Source organism: Streptomyces sp. NBC_00009 (assembly GCF_045040855.1).
Taxonomy (GTDB): Bacteria; Actinomycetota; Actinomycetes; order Streptomycetales; family Streptomycetaceae; genus Streptomyces; species Streptomyces aureus.
This window is the reverse complement of sequence record NZ_CP108312.1, coordinates 5,942,617-5,960,294: the sequence shown is the minus strand read 5'-3', so window position 1 is coordinate 5,960,294 and position 17,678 is coordinate 5,942,617. Positions and strand designations below refer to the sequence as shown.

Below are 17,678 nucleotides of genomic sequence, written 5' to 3'. Positions count from 1 at the left end.
TCAGTTCCAGTAGTCGAGCCGCAGGACACCGGCGACCAGACACATGGCCGCGGCGATGGAGAGCAGCGCGATCAGGCTCTTGGGCAAGCCCTGCTTGACGAAGGAGATGACGCCGCCGATCAGGAAGAGACCGACGACGATGAGGACGGTGTTGAGGCCGTTCATGGGTTAGAGGGCGCCCTTCGTGGACGGAAGGATGCCCGCGGCGCGCGGGTCGTGCTCGGACGCGTAACGCAGCGCGCGGGCCAGCGCCTTGAACTGGCACTCCACGATGTGGTGCGCGTTGCGCCCGTACGGGACGTGGACGTGCAGCGCGATCTGGGCCTGCGCGACGAACGACTCCAGGATGTGCCGGGTCATCGTCGTGTCGTAGGAGCCGATCATGGGGGCCATGTTCTCGGGCTCGGTGTGCACCAGGTAGGGGCGGCCGGAGAGGTCGACCGTGACCTGGGCGAGCGACTCGTCCAGCGGGACGGTGCAGTTGCCGAAGCGGTAGATGCCGACCTTGTCGCCGAGCGCCTGCTTGAAGGCGGCTCCGAGCGCGAGGGCGGTGTCCTCGATGGTGTGGTGCGTGTCGATGTGCAGGTCGCCCTCGGTCTTGACCGTGAGGTCGAAGAGGCCGTGGCGGCCGAGCTGGTCGAGCATGTGGTCGTAGAAGCCCACGCCCGTGGAGACTTCGACCTTGCCGGTGCCGTCGAGGTCGATCTCGACGAGGACCGAGGTCTCCTTGGTGGTCCGCTCCACCCTGCCTACGCGACTCATGCGTTCCGCTCCTTCTTGATTGCGCGTACCGCATCGAGGAACGCGTCGTTCTCGTCCGGGGTGCCCGTGGAGACACGCAGCCACCCGGGTACGCCGTTGTCCCGGACCAGGACGCCCCGGTCGAGGATCTTCTGCCACACGGCGTGCGCGGCGCCTTCGCCTTCGAACCGGCCGAACTGCACGAAGTTGGCGTCCGAGTCGGTCACTTCGTAGCCGGCCGCCCGCAACTCGGTCACCAGGCGGTCGCGTTCGTCCTTCAGCTGCTCGACGTAACCGAGGAGCGTGTCGGTGTGCTCCAGGGCGGCGAGTGCCGTGGCCTGGGTGACGGCCGACAGGTGGTACGGCAGGCGCACCAGCTGGACGGCGTCGACGACGGCGGGGGCGGCGGCCAGGTAGCCGAGGCGCAGGCCCGCCGCGCCGAACGCCTTCGACATCGTGCGCGAGATGACGAGGTTCGGCCGGCCTTCGAGCAGCGGGAGAAGGGACTTCCCGTGGCTGAACTCGATGTAGGCCTCGTCGACGACGACCATGGACGGCTTGGCCGCCTGCGCGGCCTCGTACAGGGCGAGGACCGTCTCGGGCGGGACCGCGCTGCCGGTGGGGTTGTTGGGCGTCGTGATGAAGACGACGTCCGGGCGGTTCTCGGCGATGGCCTTCACGGACGCTTCCACGTCGATAGTGAAGTCCGCGCTGCGCGGCCCGGAGATCCAGCCGGTGCCGGTGCCGCGCGCAATGAGGGCGTGCATCGAGTACGAGGGCTCGAAGCCGATGGCGCTGCGGCCGGGGCCGCCGAAGGTCTGCAGGAGCTGCTGGATGACCTCGTTCGAGCCGTTGGCGGCCCAGACGTTCTCGATGCCGACGTGGTGGCCGCCGGTGCGCGTGAGATAGCCGGCGAGCTCGGTGCGCAGCTGGACCGCGTCCCGGTCAGGGTAGCGGTTGAGGTCGCGGGCGGCCTCGCGCACCCGCTCCGCGATCCGCTCGACGAGCGGCTCGGGCAGCGGGTAGGGGTTCTCGTTCGTGTTCAGGCGTACGGGTACGTCGAGCTGGGGGGCGCCGTACGGGGACTTGCCGCGCAGCTCGTCCCGCACGGGCAGATCGTCGATGCCGGTCACTGGCCGGGAACCTTCCATTCGAACCTTGCCTTGATCGCCGCGCCGTGCGCGGGCAGGTCCTCCGCCTCGGCGAGCGTGACCACGTGGTGGGCGACGTCGGCGAGGGCGTCGCGCGTGTAGTCGACGATGTGGATGCCGCGCAGGAAGGACTGGACAGACAGACCGGACGAGTGGCAGGCGCAGCCGCCGGTGGGCAGCACGTGGTTGGAGCCCGCGGCGTAGTCGCCGAGGGAGACCGGCGCCCAGGGGCCGACGAAGATCGCGCCGGCGTTCTTCACGCGCTGGGCGACCGCGGCGGCGTCGGCGGTCTGGATCTCCAGGTGCTCGGCGCCGTACGCGTCGACGACGCGCAGGCCCTCGTCGACCCCGTCGACCAGGACGATCGCGGACTGCCTGCCGCGCAGGGCGGGGACGATCCGGTCGTCGATGTGCTTGGTGGCCGCGACCTGCGGCTCCAGCTCCTTCTCGACGGCGTCCGCGAGCTCCGCCGAGTCGGTGACGAGGACGGCGGCGGCGAGCGGGTCGTGCTCGGCCTGGCTGATCAGGTCGGACGCGACGTGCGCCGGGTCGGCGGTGGCGTCCGCGAGGACCGCGATCTCGGTCGGGCCCGCCTCGGCGTCGATGCCGATGAGGCCGGTGAAGTAGCGCTTGGCCGCGGCGACCCAGATGTTTCCGGGGCCGGTGACCATGTTCGCCGGGGCGCAGGACTCGGTGCCGTACGCGAACATCGCGACGGCCGTGGCGCCGCCCGCGGCGTACACCTCGTCGACGCCGAGCAGCGCGCACGCCGCCAGGATCGTCGGGTGCGGGAGGCCACCGAACTCGGCCTGGGCCGGCGAGGCGAGGGCGATCGACTCGACCCCGGCCTCCTGCGCGGGCACCACGTTCATGATCACGGAGGACGGGTAGACCGAGCGGCCGCCCGGCGCGTACAGGCCGACGCGCTCGACGGGCACCCACTTCTCGGTGACCGAGCCGCCGGGGACGACCTGCGTGGTGTGGGTGGTGCGGCGCTGCTCGCGGTGGACGATGCGGGCCCGGCGGATCGACTCCTCCAGGGCCGCGCGGACGGCGGGGTCCAGCTGCTCCAGGGCGTCCTGGATGGCCTTGGCGGGAACCCGTACGGACTCCAGCTTCACCCCGTCGAACTGCTCCGCGTAGTCGATCAGTGCCGCGTCGCCACGATGATGCACGGCCTCGCAGATCGGACGCACCTTCTCGAGGGCGGCCTGAACATCGAAGTCGGCTCGGGGCAGCAGGTCGCGCAGTGCGGGGCCCTCGGGGAGGGCGTCGCCGCGCAGATCGATTCGGGCCATCGGCAGAAATTGCAGCACGTGCTCAATTCTCGCAGACGTCACATGAGCGACCGACGTCCGTATCAATGGCTGATACGGATCACCGCGCTGGACGGGACGAAGACCTTCACCAGTAGCGTTCAGGCCGTCACTCAGCGGGCATGAACAGTTGTACTAAACCCACGAGTAGCGGAGCCGTACCGGGACGTACGGGCCCGCGGGGATCCGTGGGGTCTACGGGGAGGACGAGAATTCGTGGTCGACGGTACCGGCATCGGTGACCCGCCGGACGGTCTCACGGGCGCCGAGATCGGCATGTGGCAGGCCTTCCGCAACGGCAGTGTCTACGACCTGAGCTCGGGCGACCCGGACGTGGACGACCCGCACGGCGGACAGGCCTGGGGGCCCGGACGCAGCGTGCGGGCGCGGATCGTGGCCTGGCTGCTGCTCGACGGGCCGCCCGCGCTGTCCGGGCGTGTCGCGTCGCTCAAGCTCAAGGGCGTACAGATCACCGACGCGCTCGACGTCTCGGGCGGCGGCGTCGTGCCGTACGTCGAGCTGAAGCAGTGCCGCTTCGAGAAGGAGATCCTGGTTCCCGAGGCCCGGTTCACCACCCTGCGCCTGGTCGACTGCTCGATCCCCCGCCTGGAGGGCGCCCGCGTCCACACGGAGGGCGATCTGCATCTGCCGCGCTGCCGCTTCCACGGCGGTGTACGCCTCACCGACGCGCACATCGGCACAGACCTGCTGCTCAACCAGGCCGTCGTGTACCGCGACCGGCGCGGCAAGTCGATCATGGCGGACGGCATGTCCGTCGGACAGGACCTCCAGGCCGAGATGCTGGAGACGCACGGGGAGCTCAGCCTGCGCGGTGCCCAGATCGGCGTCTCGCTCAGCCTGCGCGGCAGCCGGCTCTCCAACGCGTACGGGAGCCGGGCGCTCAACGCGCCGCAGCTGACGGTCGAACGCTCCCTCTACCTGACCCCCGCCGGTGTCGGCAATCCGCTCCAGACCAGCGGCACGACACCGGCCCGCGGCACCCGCGTGCAGCGCTTCGAGTGCCAGGGCGGGGTGCGGCTCGACGACGGCCGGTTCGGCGACGCCGTCGACCTCGACCAGGCGCGCTTCCACCTGGAGAACGACCAGGAGGTGTCGCTGCGCCGCATCCAGACGCCCGAGCTGCGCTTCCTGTGCGAGCGGCCGCAGCGCGGGCGGATCGTCCTGTCCGGCGCGAAGGTCGTCAACCTCATCGACAGGGCGGCGAGCTGGCCGGGCCCCGGCGGTCTGCGCGTGGGCGGCTTCACGTACGAGAACCTCATTCCCTCCGGCCCGTTCCCGCTGTCGCGGCGCCTCGAGTGGCTGTCGGCCGCGACGCCGGAGTACAGCCCGGAGCCGTACGAGAAGCTCGCGACCGTGCTGCGCAACAGCGGCGAGGACGCCGACGCGCGGGAGGTGCTGCTCGCCAAGCAGCGCCGCCGCCGCGAGACGCTGCCGCCGGCCGCGAAGATCTGGGGGTACATCCAGGACTGGACGGTCGCCTACGGGTACCGGCCCGGGCGGGCCGCGGTGTGGATGGCCGTGCTGTGGGCGGCGAGCACGCTGGCCTTCTCCCACGCGTCGCATCCGGCCATCAAACCGGGTGAGGCACCGCACTGGAGTCCGGCCCTGTTCTCGCTCGATCTCATCCTGCCGGTCATCGACCTGGGCCAGGACGGCTACTGGCAGCTGCGGGGCGGCTGGCAGTGGGCCGCGACCGTGCTGATCCTGCTCGGCTGGATCCTCGCCACGACGGTCGCCGCGGGCGCCACCCGGCTGCTCCGCAGAAACTGACCGGGCACCCTCGCATTTTTTGCCGGACCGCGGGCAACCATGGGCGCATTTCAGCCGTCATCCCAGCGCAACCATCAACCGAGCGACGGGGAGCGGGGTCCACACCTTGGCACTGCTGCGCGCCCTCATCCGCACCGCGCGGATGGTCCGCCACACCTCGGGTCTCGCGGCCGGGCTGCCCGCCGACGACGACGTCCTCCTGGACGTCCCCGACGAACGCCTCGCGCCCGCGCTCGTCGCCGCGGGCCGGGGCGAGTACGAGGCGGCCGCCAAGCTGCTCGCCGCCACCCGCGAGGCCGGCGAGTGGGAGAACCGGGACCGCTACGTCACCCGGCTCGCCGCCTTCGCCAGATCCCGCGGCGAATGGTTCGACGACTGGCGCTTCGCGGCGCCCCACGACCCGGACGCCCTCCTCGTCAAGGCCGAGCTGGAGGTCGCGCGCGGCTGGGAGTCCCCCGCCCGCGCCGAGCTGCTGCGCGAGGTGACACCGCTGATCACCGCCGCCGCCGAGGGCGACCCCGGCGACCCGGTGCCCTGGCGGGTCGCCCTCGACCACGCGCGCGGCACGAACACCTCGCACACCGTCTTCGAGAGGCTCTGGGCCGAGGCCATACGGCGCTCCCCGCACCACTACGGCTGCCATGTGTCGGCGCTCCAGTACCTGTCGGCCGCCTGGTACGGCTCGCACCGCGAGTGCTTCGACTTCGCCGAGCGCGCGGCCCAGGACGCCCTGCCGGGATCCCTGGTGCAGGCGCTGCCGGTGCGGGCCGCGTTCGCGTACCTGACGAGCGGGGAGGGCCCGGGACCGGCCGCCAAGGTGTCCCGCGAGCGCCTTGACGAGGCCGCCGACCTGGCGATCGCCCTGTCCCGCGAGTACGCCGCCGACGACCCCTGGCCCGCCGAGGTCCGCAACCTCCTCACGTACGTCCTGGTCCGCCTGGAACGCTGGTCCGACGCCCTGGAACAACTGCGCCTGACCGGTCCGTACGCGACGTCGTTCCCCTGGGACCGGATCTCGGACGACCCGCTCGGGCAGTTCCTGGAACTGCGTGACGGCGTACGGATCGAGGTGGCCGCGGCCCGTCCGCTCGGCCGCCGCGGGACCGTTCGCGAATCCCTCACCTCCGGCTCCCATTAGGCTTGACCGTCGTGACCACCGTCCGGCTTCCGCTCTTTCCGCTCAACTCGGTGCTGTTCCCGGGACTCGTGCTCCCGCTGAACGTGTTCGAGGAGCGCTATCGCGCCATGATGCGCGACCTGCTGAAGACCTCCTCCGGGGGTTCCGAGGCCTCCGGCGACCCCGCCGACTCCGACGAGCCGCGCCGGTTCGCCGTCGTGGCGATCCGCGACGGCCACGAGGTCGCGCCCAGCGCCCCCGGCATGCCGGACCAGGCGGCGAAGACCGCCGCCGAGGCGGGCCCCGCGGCCGGCTTCGGCGACGACCCGATCAAGGCCCTGCACGGCGTGGGCTGCATCGCGGACGCCGCGACGATCCGGGAGCGCGCCGACGGCAGCTTCGAGGTGCTCGCCACCGGCACGACCCGCGTGAAGGTCCACTCGGTCGACGCGTCGGGCGCCTATCTGACCGCCGAGGTCGAGGAGCTGCCCGAGGAGTCCGGCGACGAGGCGGGCGCCCTCGCCGAAGGGGTGCTGCGCGCCTTCCGCTCCTACCAGAAGCGGCTCGCGGGCGCCCGTGAGCGCTCCCTGGCGACGGGCGCCGACCTGCCGGACGACCCGTCCGTCGTGTCGTACCTGGTGGCCGCGGCGGCCGTTCTCGACGTGCCGACCAAGCAGCGCCTCCTCCAGGCCCCGGACACCGCGTCGCGCCTGCGCGACGAGCTGAAACTCCTTCGCGCCGAGACGGCGATCATCCGTAATCTGCCGTCCTTGCCGGCCGGCGACCTGACCCGGCAGGCGACCAGCCTCAACTGACGTGGCCGGTCCCGACTGACGTAAGGCATGAGGACGTTGGCGAAGAAGTCCAAGAAGCAGCAGTCCGGGGGAACGCCCGCGACCGTGGCGCTCACCGCCGCGGGTACACCCTTCACGACGCACGCGTACGAGCACGACCCGGCCCATCCCTCGTACGGGGACGAGGCGGCGGAGGCGATGGGCGTCTCCCCCGACCGGGTGTTCAAGACGCTCGTCGCCGACGTGGACGGCGAGCTGACCGTCGCCGTCGTGCCGGTGGCGGGCCAGCTCGACCTGAAGGCCCTGGCGACGGCCGTCGGCGGCAAGCGGGCAGCGATGGCCGATCCGGCGGCGGCGGAGCGCACCACGGGCTATGTGCGGGGCGGCATCTCCCCGCTGGGCCAGCGCAAGAAGCTGCGTACGGTCCTGGACGACTCGGCACGGGCGCACGACACGATCTGCGTCTCGGCGGGCCGCCGCGGCCTGGAGGTGGAGCTGGCCCCCACGGACCTGGCGACGCTCACGTCAGCGGTGCTGGCCCCCATCGGCCGCACCTGACCCCGACCGGAATCGCCGCCACCTCTCGACGCACGACATGTCCTCGGCCAAGTACCGAGGACATGTCGAAGAGGACGCGCAAGCGGAAGTGGCGGATCAGGAAGCACAAGGCCAATCACGGGCGCAGGCCCGCCTGAGAGCCCGCACTCAGGGCGCCGGAGGGGTGTCCTGCGGGTAGTGGATGTCGAAGTACGGGTCGGGATCGCGGGGCCCGAACAGGCCGGTCAGGCCGACGTGGACGATCATCGCGGCGAGCGGCCAGGCGAGGAGCGCGCCCTTCGCCTTGAGTTCGAGCGGCGCGTCGAACGTGACGCCCTTGCCGACCTCCTTGGCGTGGGCCGCCACGTCCTGCGTGGGGCCGAGCCAGATCCCGAACCGCCAGGCGAGGAGCCCGCCGAGAAGTCCGCCGACGGCCAGGGCGATGACGAGCGGTACGCCGCCACGCTTGCGCCACAGGAACACGGCGACCGCGCTGACCAGGCCGAACGCGAGGCCGAGCAGCGTGAACGTTCCGTCTACTCCGACGGCCTGCTCGCCCTCGGTGTCCTTGAGATAGACGGCCTGTGCGTCCGCGATGAGCGGCACCTGCGGCGCGAGCCACATCCACAGCGCGCCCAGGAGCAGCCCGCACAGGGCCAGCGCGACCGTGACGACGGCGGCCTCCCGCAGCTCGGTCCTCATCCCTGGCCCGTCCTCCTGGTGCTCGTGAGCGTGAGACGGCACAGCGCCCGCGGGCCCGGAGGCCTGCCAGGGGTCGTGCTGGGGTTGCTGGGGTCGTGGCGTCAGCGGTGCGGTCACTCTGCCATCGTGCCAGGCCCCTGCGACACGCGCGTCACCGGACGGCTGCCCGGCGGTACGCCCAGGTGGCGAGGGCCAGCGAAGCGACGCCGACACCCGCGCAGACACCCAGATCGAGGAGCACGACGCCCCAGTCCGGATGCGCCCCGAAGGTGCGGGCGAAGGCCTCGACGCCGTACGTCGACGGCAGCAGATCGCGCGCGTACTGGATGATGTCCGGCATGCGGTCGGCCGGCAGGACGCCGAGCAGGAGCGCCGCGGACATGCCCAACTGGCCGAGCAGCGTGGCCAGTTCGGGCCGCGGGGCGAGCAGCCCGAGCGCGGCGCCGAGCCCGGAGAGCGCGGCACCGGCGAGCGGGATGACGGCGGCGAGCACCCACAGGTGCGCGAGCGGAAGCTGGAACATGACACAGCCGACGACGGCGGTGACCACGGTCCCGGGCACGGTGAAGGAGGCGTACGCGCCGGCGGCGCCCAGCACCACGGCGGCGGGCGGCACGGGCAGCGTCGCGTAGTGGTCGAGCCCGCCGGCGGCCCGCAACTGCCCGAAATACTGCGCGAGCAGATTGAGAGCAACAAACGCGACAACCAGAACACTCGCCCCGGCGACAACAGCCTGCGCCTCCCGGCCCCCCTCCACCACGCCGCGCATCAGAACCATGATGCCGACGGACTGGAAGGTGGCGACGAAGAGCAGCGGGATCCTGGCGACGCGCGCCCGCGAGAGCTGCGCGCGGTACACGGCAGCGAGGGACGGCAGCAGCCGGGCCCTCGGGGCGAGCTCGCCGACGGCGTCACCCTCGGCGCTCAGCCCGCTCGCGCCCACCCGGGCACCGCCCTGAAGGACCTCAGCGGGTACGACACTCACGGTGCGCGACTCCTGTCGTGACTGTTCCGTCGGGTACTACGTCCATGGGGGCAGCCGTGTTCAAGACTTCACCAGCCCCTTGGCCTCGCCGCCGAGCGCCAGGTACACATCTTCCAGGCTCGGCGTGGTCAGGGAGAAATCGTCAAGGGCGGCGAACGCGGGGCCGCCGGTGACGGCGGCGACGGCGGCCCGCGCCTCGTCGGGGCCGAGCCGCAGCGACCAGCGGCGCCCGGACTCGACAGCAAAAACCCGCAGCGCGGCGACGGCGGGCACGTCCAGCGGCGCCCGCTCCCGCCACACGAGCTCGACGCGCACCTCGCCGGCGACCTTCTCCTTCAGCCCGGCCGGGGTGTCGCAGGCGATCACGCGCCCGCGGTCGAGCACGGCGACGCGATCGAGCACGGTCTCGGCCTCGATGACGTTATGGGTGACCAGCACGACGGTGGCGCCGCTCTCGGCCCGCCGCCGGTCGACGGCGGCCCAGACGGCACGACGGGCGACGGGATCCATCCCCGTGGTCGGCTCGTCAAGCACCAACAACGGCCGCTCCCCCACGAGAGCAGCAGCAAAGCAGGCAAGCCGCCGCTGCCCGCCGGAAAGCTTCTTCAGGGGCCGCGACGCAATCGCCCCGAGCCCCAGCTCCTCCACCACGGCGTCCCGCTCGGCCCGGGCCGCACGCAGATCGAGCCCTCGCAGCCGCCCGGTGGTCTCGGCGGCGAGCGACACGGTCAACTCGTCCAGAGCGCTCGACTCCTGCCCCAGATACGCCAGAATCCGCGAGGCCCGCTCCGGATAGCGCACGATGTCGTGCCCCAAAATCCCGACGCTCCCGCTGTCGGGCCGCATCAGCCCGGTCAGCTGCCGTACGAGGGTGGACTTACCGGCGCCGTTGGGCCCGAGCAGCCCGAAGATCTCCCCGCGCCGGATCTCGAGGGACACCCCGTCGGTGGCCCGGATCGCAGCGCTCCCGGGCGCTCCGCGACGCCCGCGGGTGGCGGGATACGTACGCACGAGATCCCGCACGACGCACACCACATCCCCCCGTCGCCCTCTGGGGGCCGCCTGTGCCGTGCGCGTACTCACGAAGGACGAGACTACGGGGTCGCGCCCTCCCGACGACGCCCGGGTAGGGACATGCCACCGAAAACGGGACGCGCTCCCGCCCCCACGCAGCCGCACCCGCGAACATATGTCCGCCCGGAGCCGACACACGCTGTCGCACCCACCCACATACACGGCCCGACGGACACCGGCCCCCACGCAGCCGCACCCGCGACCGAACGGAAGGGGCCGGGCCGGTATGTCCGCCCGGAGCCGGCACACACAACTGACGCCTACGAAATCCGACGCCGAACCATCCAAGCGAGGAGCGACATACCGGACCGGCCCCGCACCCACCACGGGCGCGAGCCACAAGCCGAAAACAAGCCCGCACCCGACAAGGGGCACCCGGCACCCGCACCCGCACCCGCACCCGCACCCGCCAAGACCACCACCCCGGAGCAAGACCACTCCGCCCCCGACTACTCCGCGGTCACCCTCTCCGCAGCGCTACGCACATCAACCTCCCGCCAGAACCCGGCCCGAATCGCATACCGATCGTGCTCGTCGATCTGATCGTCCTTGTGGGCGAGCAGCCCGAACCGCGCGGCATACCGCAGCAACTCCCCGTCGATACGATGCGGCACCCGCGGATACATGGTGGACAGCTTCTGCAGCTGAACCTGGTCCCCCAGCCGCTCCATCCACCGCCGGGCGAACACCTGCCCCACCTCGAAGGGGTCACCGCCGACGGTGGTGATGTCCTCCTCGCGGTCGGCCCACCGCTGCTCCGCGGTGGTCAGCTGGGCCAGCGTCGGCAGGGACGCCGCGTCCGCCGACTCCCCCACGACCCCGGGCCGCTCGACCCACCCCTTGTCGGACGACCACCGCAAGGTGGCGTTGGCGGGGTGCTGCGCGGGATGAACCTGAGGATGCACCCCAAGCCCAGGAGCGGCGCCGGGTCCGCGCAGGGCGGCAAGGTCCTTGGGCGTGGGGACACCCTTCCCCGCACCACCCCGCTCGTCCTCGGTCCCCCCACCGTCACCCTCGCGCGCGGCCACCCCATGATCGACACCGTCACCGACCGGGGCACCCCCCTGCCCGGCGCCGCCACCCCCCGGCACATCGGAGAGATCCGCGGAGTGCCCCGCCGCGGAGGCAAGCGCCGACTCAGGCAGCGGCGCGGACAGAATCGCCGCGATCTCCGGCCGCGGAGCGGGCTGCGGCGCGCAGATCCCGCCGACTTCCTTGGCCCGCACGGCCTTGGTGATCCAGGCCCGGTCGAGCACGCGCCGCTCATCCGCCTCGGCGACGAGGTCCTCGGACTGGTTGTAGTCGCCGTCGGCGGCCTGCACGGCCCACAGGTGCACGGCGACCCCGTGCTCCTTCGCGGCCATCATGCCGGGCAGCAGATCGCCGTCGCCGGTGACGAGCACGATGTCGGAGCAGGCGCGGTTACGGGCGAGTTCGGTCAGCTCGGCGTGCATCGCCGCGTCGACCCCCTTCTGCGCCCAGCGCCCGTCGCTACGGGTAAGCGCACCGAGTCGCACGGTCACGCGGGGCATCACGCGAAGCCGGCGGTGCTCGGGCTGGGGCACCCGGTCCGGCGCCCCGTCGAACCAGTAGATCCGCAGAAGTGGCCGCTCGGTGTCGGATTCGGCGCGCTCACGCAGCCCTTGGATGAGGGCGACATGATCGACGGTGATCCGGGACCGGGACGGCTCCCCCGCGAGGAGACTCGCGGCGGCCCCGAGCAGGTAACCGGCGTCCACCAGGACGATACAACGGTCCACGCGATCCACCCTCTTTCGCTGAATTACCGGCGTCCGGAGGTCCCACGGTGTCGACGATCGCGGGTTCGCCTCGGGTTTCCTTCGAGTCTGCCCGACCACACGGGGGTTAACGGCCCGAACTCGATCTTCGGCGTGGCGGATCGGACGAATTCCCGAAGCGGCCCGCTCACAGAACTCCCGTCGCGCTCCTAACAACGCCCTGACAGCGCTTATTACGCACGGTAATTCTCTGAAATGCGTGCCTCGTCAGCATATGTGAATCTGAATCCGGCCCTGGCCCCTAGACCCCCCGCAGGAGGCAGTCACCATGGCCAAGAACAAGAACCGCAAGCAGGGCGACCAGCGCAGCCGCGCCTCCGCCTCCGAGCAGGCTTCCGAGCAGGCCAAGTCGGCCGGTATGGAAGCACAGTCGGAGATGCAGTCGCAGGCTCAGGGCACGCCCGCGGATGTTGCCCGTAAGCACCAGCGCCGCTTCGGCCACAACTGACGCCTTCCGTAAGGCAAGTGGCCCTTTGGGCACACAGTGAGGGGCGCTCCCGGAGGAATCCGGGAGCGCCCCTCACTCACGTAATGACCAAATCCTCAGGGCCCTTCAGCCCGCGTCGGCCCGACTCAGCCCGCCAGACAGGACGGCCCGAGCAGCACCTTCAGGTCGCCGAAGAGCGCGGGGTCGGGCTGCACGCGATGCCGGTCGAGCCGCAGCACCGTTGTCTTACGGGCCCCTTGGAGCTTGATCCTCACCTCGCTGTTGCCCTTGTGGTGACTGAGGATCTCGCCGAGCCTGCTGACCATCGGCGGGGTCACCTTCACCGTGGGGATGGTGATCGTCACGGGCGCGTTGGTCCCGGCGTTCGACAGGTCGGGGACCATGAGTTCCATCGCGACGAGGCGCGGCACGTCCTCGCGCTTGTCGAGGCGGCCCTTGACGAACACGACGGCGTCCTCGACGAGTTGGGTCGACACCAGCTGATACGTCGCCGGGAAGAACATGCACTCGATGGAGCCGGCCAGGTCCTCGACGGTCGCGATGGCCCAGGCGTTGCCCTGCTTGGTCATCTTGCGCTGGAGGCCCGAGATGATGCCGCCGATAGTGACGATCGAACCGTCCGAGTAGTCGCCGCCGGTGAGCTGCCCGATGCCGGCGTCGGCCTTGTCGGACAGCACGTGTTCGAGGCCGAACAGCGGGTGGTCGGAGACGTAGAGACCGAGCATCTCGCGCTCCTGGGCGAGGAGATAGGTCTTCTCCCACTCGTCCTCGGAGAATTCGACGTCGAGCCCGAATCCCGGCTCGCTGCTGTCCTCCTCGCCCATGCCGCCGAAGAGGTCGAACTGGCCCTCGGCCTCCTTGCGCTTGACCTGCACGACGTTGTCGATCATCGGCTCGTACTGTGCGGTGAGGCCCTTGCGGGTGTGCCCCATCGTGTCGAACGCGCCTGCCTTGATCAGCGATTCGGTGGTGCGCTTGTTGCAGGCGGCGGCCTCGACCTTGTCGAGGTAGTCGGGGAAGGAGGCGTACTTCCCCTTCGCCTTGCGGCTGCGGATGATCGACTCGACCACATTCGTACCGACGTTACGGACGGCGGAGAGGCCGAAGAGGATCACGTCGTCGCCCTGGGCGGCGAAGTTGTGTTCCGACTCGTTCACATTCGGCGGGAGGACCTTGATGCCCATGCGGCGGCATTCGTTCAGATAGACCGCGGACTTGTCCTTGTCGTCCTTCACCGACGTGAGCAGCGCGGCCATGTACTCGGCCGGGTAGTTCGCCTTGAGGTAGGCGGTCCAGTAGGTGACGAGACCGTACGCGGAGGAGTGCGCCTTGTTGAACGCGTATCCGGCGAACGGCACCAGGACGTCCCACAGGGCCTGGATCGCCGCGTCGGAGAAGCCCTTCTTCTTGGCACCGGCCTGGAAGAGGACGAAGTTCTTCTCCAGCTCCTCGGGCTTCTTCTTGCCCATCACGCGGCGCAGGATGTCGGCCTCGCCGAGCGAGTAGCCGGCGATGATCTGGGCGGCCTTCTGCACCTGCTCCTGGTACACGATGAGGCCGTAGGTGAGACCGAGGGTCTCCTTCAGCGGCTCTTCGAGCTCCGGGTGGATCGGGGTGATCTCCTGGCGCCCGTTCTTGCGCTCCGCGTAGTTCGTGTGCGAGTTCATTCCCATCGGGCCCGGCCGGTACAGGGCCGAGACGGCGGAAATGTCCTCGAAGTTGTCGGGCTGCATCTGGCGGAGCAGCGAACGCATCGGACCGCCGTCGAACTGGAACACGCCGAGCGTGTCACCGCGGCAGAGCATCTCGTACGTCTTGGGGTCGTCCAGCGGCAGGGAGAGCATCTCCAGGTCGATGCCCTTGTTGGCCTTCACCATCTTGACGGCGTCGTCCATGATCGTGAGGTTGCGCAGGCCGAGGAAGTCCATCTTCAGCAGGCCGAGCGACTCGCACTGCGGGTAGTCCCACTGCGTGATGGTCACGCCGTCCGAGTGCCGGACCCAGATCGGGGCGTGGTCGACGATGGGCTCGCTGGACATGATGACGCCGGCGGCGTGGACGCCCATCTGCCGGACCAGGCCCTCGACGCCCTTGGCGGTGTCGATGACCTTCTTGACGTCCGGCTCGTTCTCGTACATCCCCCGGATCTCGCCCGCCTCGCTGTAGCGCGGGTGGGCGGGGTCGGTGATGCCCGACAGGTCGATGCCCTTGCCGAGGACGTCGGCGGGCATCGCCTTGGTGAGGCGGTCGCCCATCGCGTACGGGTAGCCGAGGACGCGCGCGGAGTCCTTGATCGCGTTCTTGGCCTTGATCTTGCCGTAGGTGCCGATCATGGCGACCTTGTCGGCGCCGTACTTCTCGGTCACGTACCTGATCACTTCGACGCGCCTGCGCTCGTCGAAGTCGATGTCGACATCGGGCATGGAGACGCGCTCGGGGTTCAGGAACCGCTCGAAGATCAGGCCGTGTGTGATCGGGTCGAGGTCGGTGATGCCCATGGCGTACGCGACGATCGAGCCGGCCGCGGAGCCTCGGCCGGGGCCGACCGCGATGCCGTTGTTCTTCGCCCACATGATGAAGTCGGCGACGACCAGGAAGTACCCCGGGAACCCCATCTGGATGATGATGTCCATCTCGTACTCGGCCTGCTTCTGCCGGTCCTCTGGGACGCCGCCCGGGTAGCGGCGCTCCATGCCGACCCGGACCTCCTCCTGGAACCAGGTGACCTCGGTGAAGCCCTCCGGGATGTCGAACTTCGGCATGAGGTCGCGCTTCTCGAACATGCCCGTGGTGTCGATCTGCTCGGCGACCAGGAGCGTGTTGGCGCAGCCCTCCTGCCAGGCGTCCGAGGAGTCGACGGCGTACATCTCGTCGGTCGTCTTGAGGTAGTAGCCCGTGCCGTCGAAGCGGAAGCGGTCCGGGTCCGAGAGGTTCTTGCCGGTCTGGATGCACAGCAGGGCGTCGTGCGCGGTCGCCTCGTGCGCGTACGTGTAGTGCGAGTCGTTCGTCACCAGGGGCGGGATGCCGAGCTTCTTGCCGACCCGCAGCAGGTCGTCGCGGACCCGGCGCTCGATGTCGATGCCGTGGTCCATCAGCTCCAGGAAGTACCGGTCCTTGCCGAAGATGTCCTGGTACTCGGCCGCCGCCTTGACCGCCTCGTCGAACTGGCCGAGGCGCAGACGCGTCTGGAGCTCACCGGACGGGCAGCCGGTCGAGGCGATGAGCCCCTCCGACCACTGGGAGATCGTCTCCTTGTCCATGCGCGGCCACTTCTGCAGCCAGCCCTCCGCGTACGCGTCCGAGGACAGCTTGAAGAGGTTGTGCAGGCCCGTGCTGTTCGCCGCCCAGATCGTCTTGTGGGTGTAACCACCCGAACCGGAGACGTCGTCCCGCTTCTGGTGCGGCTGGCCCCACTGGACCTTGCGCTTGTTGCGCCGGGACTCGGGGGCGACGTACGCCTCGATCCCGATGATCGGGACGACCCCGGACTTCTTCGCCGTGTGGAAGAAGTCGTACGCCCCGTGGAGGTTGCCGTGGTCGGACATGGCGATGTGCGTCATGCCCATTTCATTGCAGGCATTGAACATGTCCTTGAGCCGCGCGGCACCGTCCAGCAGCGAGTACTGGGTGTGGACGTGCAGGTGCGTGAACGGCGGCTTTGACACGGTTTCGGCCTCCAACGGAAACGGACGGATACGGACCGGCGACAGGCTGCAGGCAGTCGGGCGGACAGCTTGGAAGTCTACGGGTGGGCACTGACAACCCGCGGGCACTCGGGGGTACGGTCGGGCGTTGGACAGAGCAGGACAGCTGTCCCCCATGGCACGATCCACGGTCACCATCCGTCGTCACCCCCGACGGCACAGCCCGCACCAGGAGGCACCCCGCGATGTCGGTCCCCCAGCCCACCGCAGAGCAGCGCGGCGAGCAGATCCTCAGCGTCTTCGACACCGCGTTCGGCGAGCTCCTGGCCGCCGACCCCGCCGCGTTCCGGGTGAAGTTCCGGAAGATGGCCTCGTCGGCCTTCGCGTTCTACCGCGGGACGGCGTGCCTGTTCTACGCGGACCTGGAGCGCGAGCGGCACGGCGGCCCGTACCTGGACGACCGCACGGGCCGGGTGTGGATCCACGGCGACCTGCACGCGGAGAACTTCGGCACGTACATGGACTCCACGGGCCGCCTGATCTTCAATGTGAACGACTTCGACGAGGCGTACGTCGGCCCCTTCACCTGGGACCTCAAGCGCTTCGCCGCCTCCGTGGCCCTGATCGGCTACACGAAGGCGCTCAGCGACGAGCAGATCACCGACCTGGTGCGCACGTACGCGGGCGCGTACCGCGAGCGGATCCACGCGCTCGCGACGGGCGCCAAGAGCGACGAGGTGCCGCCCTTCACGCTCGACACGGCCGAGGGCCCGCTCCTGGACGCGCTGCGCGATGCCCGCTCCCTGACCCGCTTCGGGCTGCTCGACTCGATGACGGAGATCCGTGACTTCGAGCGCCGGTTCGCGTCCGGCGGCGGCACCATCGAGCTCGACGCGGCGACGCGTTACAAGGTCCTGGCGGCCTTCGACGGCTATCTGGAGACGCTCCCGGAGTCGTCCCTGACGCGTCCGGACTCGTACCGCGTGAAGGACGTGGTGGGGCGGCGCGGCATCGGCATCGGCTCCGCGGGCCTGCCCTCGTACAACATCCTTCTGGAGGGCCACAGCGACGCCCTGGAGAACGATGTCGTGATCTATCTCAAGCAGGCCCAGACGCCGGCCGTGTCGCGGCACATCACGGACGCGGCGATCCGGGACTACTTCGAGCACGAGGGCCACCGCACGGTGATCTCGCAGCGCGCGCTCCAGGCGCACGCGGACCCGTGGCTCGGCTGGACCGAGCTGGACGGCTCGGGGCAGCTGGTCGCCGAGGTGTCGCCGTACGCGGTGGACCTCGACTGGTCGGACATCGACGACCTGGAGGAGATCGCCGCGGTCGTCGCCGACCTCGGCCGGGCCACGGCGACGATGCACGCGGCGGCCGACGACCTGTCCGGGCAGTCCCTGGTGCCGTTCTCCACGGAGCGGGCCATCGACGCGGCCATCGCGGCGGACGAGGACGGCTTCGCGGGTCTCCTGGTCGACTTCGCGCACAGCTACGGGGCACGCGCGCGTGCGGACCACCAGATCTTCGTGGACCTCTTCCGCAACGGCCGGATCCCGGGCCTGTAGGCCACAGG

15 protein-coding genes are annotated in these 17,678 nt (G+C 70.3%); 6 read left to right on the top strand and 9 right to left on the bottom strand.

Going from position 1 to position 17,678, the window contains the following annotated elements; translation table 11 throughout:
* Genes OHA58_RS26875 through hisD form a run of 4 tightly spaced genes read right to left on the bottom strand, consistent with a single transcriptional unit; the run spans position 1 to position 3,190 of the window.
* A complete protein-coding gene (locus OHA58_RS26875; protein WP_405481918.1) occupies positions 1-165 on the bottom strand; it encodes a hypothetical protein in 165 nt (54 codons plus the stop codon).
* 3 nt (positions 166-168) lie between these two features.
* Complete coding sequence (hisB, locus tag OHA58_RS26870) at positions 169-762, bottom strand: imidazoleglycerol-phosphate dehydratase HisB (RefSeq protein WP_266565282.1); 594 nt, start codon at positions 760-762, stop codon at positions 169-171.
* Positions 759-1,892 carry a histidinol-phosphate transaminase gene (locus OHA58_RS26865; RefSeq protein ID WP_206301912.1) on the bottom strand — a complete coding sequence of 378 codons (1,134 nt, stop codon included), beginning with the start codon at positions 1,890-1,892 and terminating at the stop codon, positions 759-761. Before OHA58_RS26865 ends, hisB begins: the two co-directional genes overlap by 4 nt.
* Positions 1,871-3,190 carry a histidinol dehydrogenase gene (gene hisD / locus OHA58_RS26860; RefSeq protein ID WP_405481917.1) on the bottom strand — a complete coding sequence of 440 codons (1,320 nt, stop codon included), beginning with the start codon at positions 3,188-3,190 and terminating at the stop codon, positions 1,871-1,873. The genes OHA58_RS26865 and hisD overlap by 22 nt, the downstream gene beginning before the upstream one ends.
* Before the next feature lie 234 nt (positions 3,191-3,424).
* Between hisD and OHA58_RS26855 the strand changes: the two genes are divergently transcribed.
* The 4 genes from OHA58_RS26855 (at position 3,425) to ybaK (ending at position 7,468) form a co-directional block, all read left to right on the top strand.
* A complete protein-coding gene (locus OHA58_RS26855) occupies positions 3,425-4,999 on the top strand; it encodes an oxidoreductase (protein WP_405481915.1) in 1,575 nt (524 codons plus the stop codon).
* Positions 5,000-5,141: 142 nt separating this feature from the next.
* Positions 5,142-6,137, top strand: a complete 996-nt coding sequence (locus OHA58_RS26850) for a hypothetical protein (RefSeq protein WP_405485199.1) — start codon at positions 5,142-5,144, stop codon at positions 6,135-6,137.
* An 11-nt stretch (positions 6,138-6,148) separates the two neighbouring features.
* The gene (locus tag OHA58_RS26845) at positions 6,149-6,931 is read left to right on the top strand and encodes an LON peptidase substrate-binding domain-containing protein (RefSeq protein WP_384000610.1); all 783 of its coding nucleotides are present in this window, start codon (positions 6,149-6,151) and stop codon (positions 6,929-6,931) included.
* A gap of 36 nt (positions 6,932-6,967) precedes the next feature.
* Positions 6,968-7,468 (top strand): Cys-tRNA(Pro) deacylase, encoded by a 501-nt coding sequence (ybaK, locus tag OHA58_RS26840; protein WP_100592244.1) that lies wholly within the window; start codon positions 6,968-6,970, stop codon positions 7,466-7,468.
* A gap of 147 nt (positions 7,469-7,615) precedes the next feature.
* Here the strand turns inward: ybaK and OHA58_RS26835 are convergent, their stop codons facing one another.
* From OHA58_RS26835 to OHA58_RS26820, 4 genes are all read right to left on the bottom strand, one after another.
* On the bottom strand, positions 7,616-8,266 hold the full coding sequence (locus OHA58_RS26835; RefSeq protein ID WP_405481913.1) for an AAA family ATPase: 651 nt from the start codon (positions 8,264-8,266) through the stop codon (positions 7,616-7,618).
* A gap of 34 nt (positions 8,267-8,300) precedes the next feature.
* Positions 8,301-9,134 carry an ABC transporter permease gene (locus OHA58_RS26830; protein ID WP_405481912.1) on the bottom strand — a complete coding sequence of 278 codons (834 nt, stop codon included), beginning with the start codon at positions 9,132-9,134 and terminating at the stop codon, positions 8,301-8,303.
* A gap of 60 nt (positions 9,135-9,194) precedes the next feature.
* The gene (locus tag OHA58_RS26825; RefSeq protein ID WP_405481911.1) at positions 9,195-10,217 is read right to left on the bottom strand and encodes an ABC transporter ATP-binding protein; all 1,023 of its coding nucleotides are present in this window, start codon (positions 10,215-10,217) and stop codon (positions 9,195-9,197) included.
* Between the two features lie 440 nt (positions 10,218-10,657).
* On the bottom strand, positions 10,658-11,968 hold the full coding sequence (locus tag OHA58_RS26820; RefSeq protein WP_405481910.1) for an NYN domain-containing protein: 1,311 nt from the start codon (positions 11,966-11,968) through the stop codon (positions 10,658-10,660).
* Positions 11,969-12,275: 307 nt separating this feature from the next.
* On the opposite strand from OHA58_RS26820, the gene OHA58_RS26815 reads away from it, so the two are divergent.
* Positions 12,276-12,455, top strand: a complete 180-nt coding sequence (locus OHA58_RS26815; protein WP_116502594.1) for a hypothetical protein — start codon at positions 12,276-12,278, stop codon at positions 12,453-12,455.
* Between the two features lie 125 nt (positions 12,456-12,580).
* On the opposite strand, the gene dnaE is transcribed toward OHA58_RS26815, so the two are convergent.
* Positions 12,581-16,120: a DNA polymerase III subunit alpha gene (gene dnaE, locus OHA58_RS26810; protein WP_405481909.1), complete on the bottom strand. Its 3,540-nt coding sequence runs from the start codon at positions 16,118-16,120 to the stop codon at positions 12,581-12,583.
* A 224-nt stretch (positions 16,121-16,344) separates the two neighbouring features.
* Between dnaE and OHA58_RS26805 the strand changes: the two genes are divergently transcribed.
* Entirely contained in the window at positions 16,345-17,670 is a 1,326-nt protein-coding gene (locus OHA58_RS26805) for a DUF2252 domain-containing protein (RefSeq protein ID WP_405481908.1), read from the top strand.
* The last annotated feature ends 8 nt before the right edge of the window (positions 17,671-17,678 follow it).

Coding starts and splice junctions, on each gene's coding strand:
- OHA58_RS26875 (WP_405481918.1), bottom strand. CDS start 165: ATGAACGGCCTCAACACCGTCCTCATCGTCGTCGGTCTCTTCCTGATC.
- hisB (WP_266565282.1), bottom strand. CDS start 762: ATGAGTCGCGTAGGCAGGGTGGAGCGGACCACCAAGGAGACCTCGGTC.
- OHA58_RS26865 (WP_206301912.1), bottom strand. CDS start 1,892: ATGGAAGGTTCCCGGCCAGTGACCGGCATCGACGATCTGCCCGTGCGG.
- hisD (WP_405481917.1), bottom strand. CDS start 3,190: ATGGCCCGAATCGATCTGCGCGGCGACGCCCTCCCCGAGGGCCCCGCA.
- OHA58_RS26850 (WP_405485199.1), top strand. CDS start 5,142: ATGGTCCGCCACACCTCGGGTCTCGCGGCCGGGCTGCCCGCCGACGAC.
- OHA58_RS26815 (WP_116502594.1), top strand. CDS start 12,276: ATGGCCAAGAACAAGAACCGCAAGCAGGGCGACCAGCGCAGCCGCGCC.
- OHA58_RS26805 (WP_405481908.1), top strand. CDS start 16,345: ATGTCGGTCCCCCAGCCCACCGCAGAGCAGCGCGGCGAGCAGATCCTC.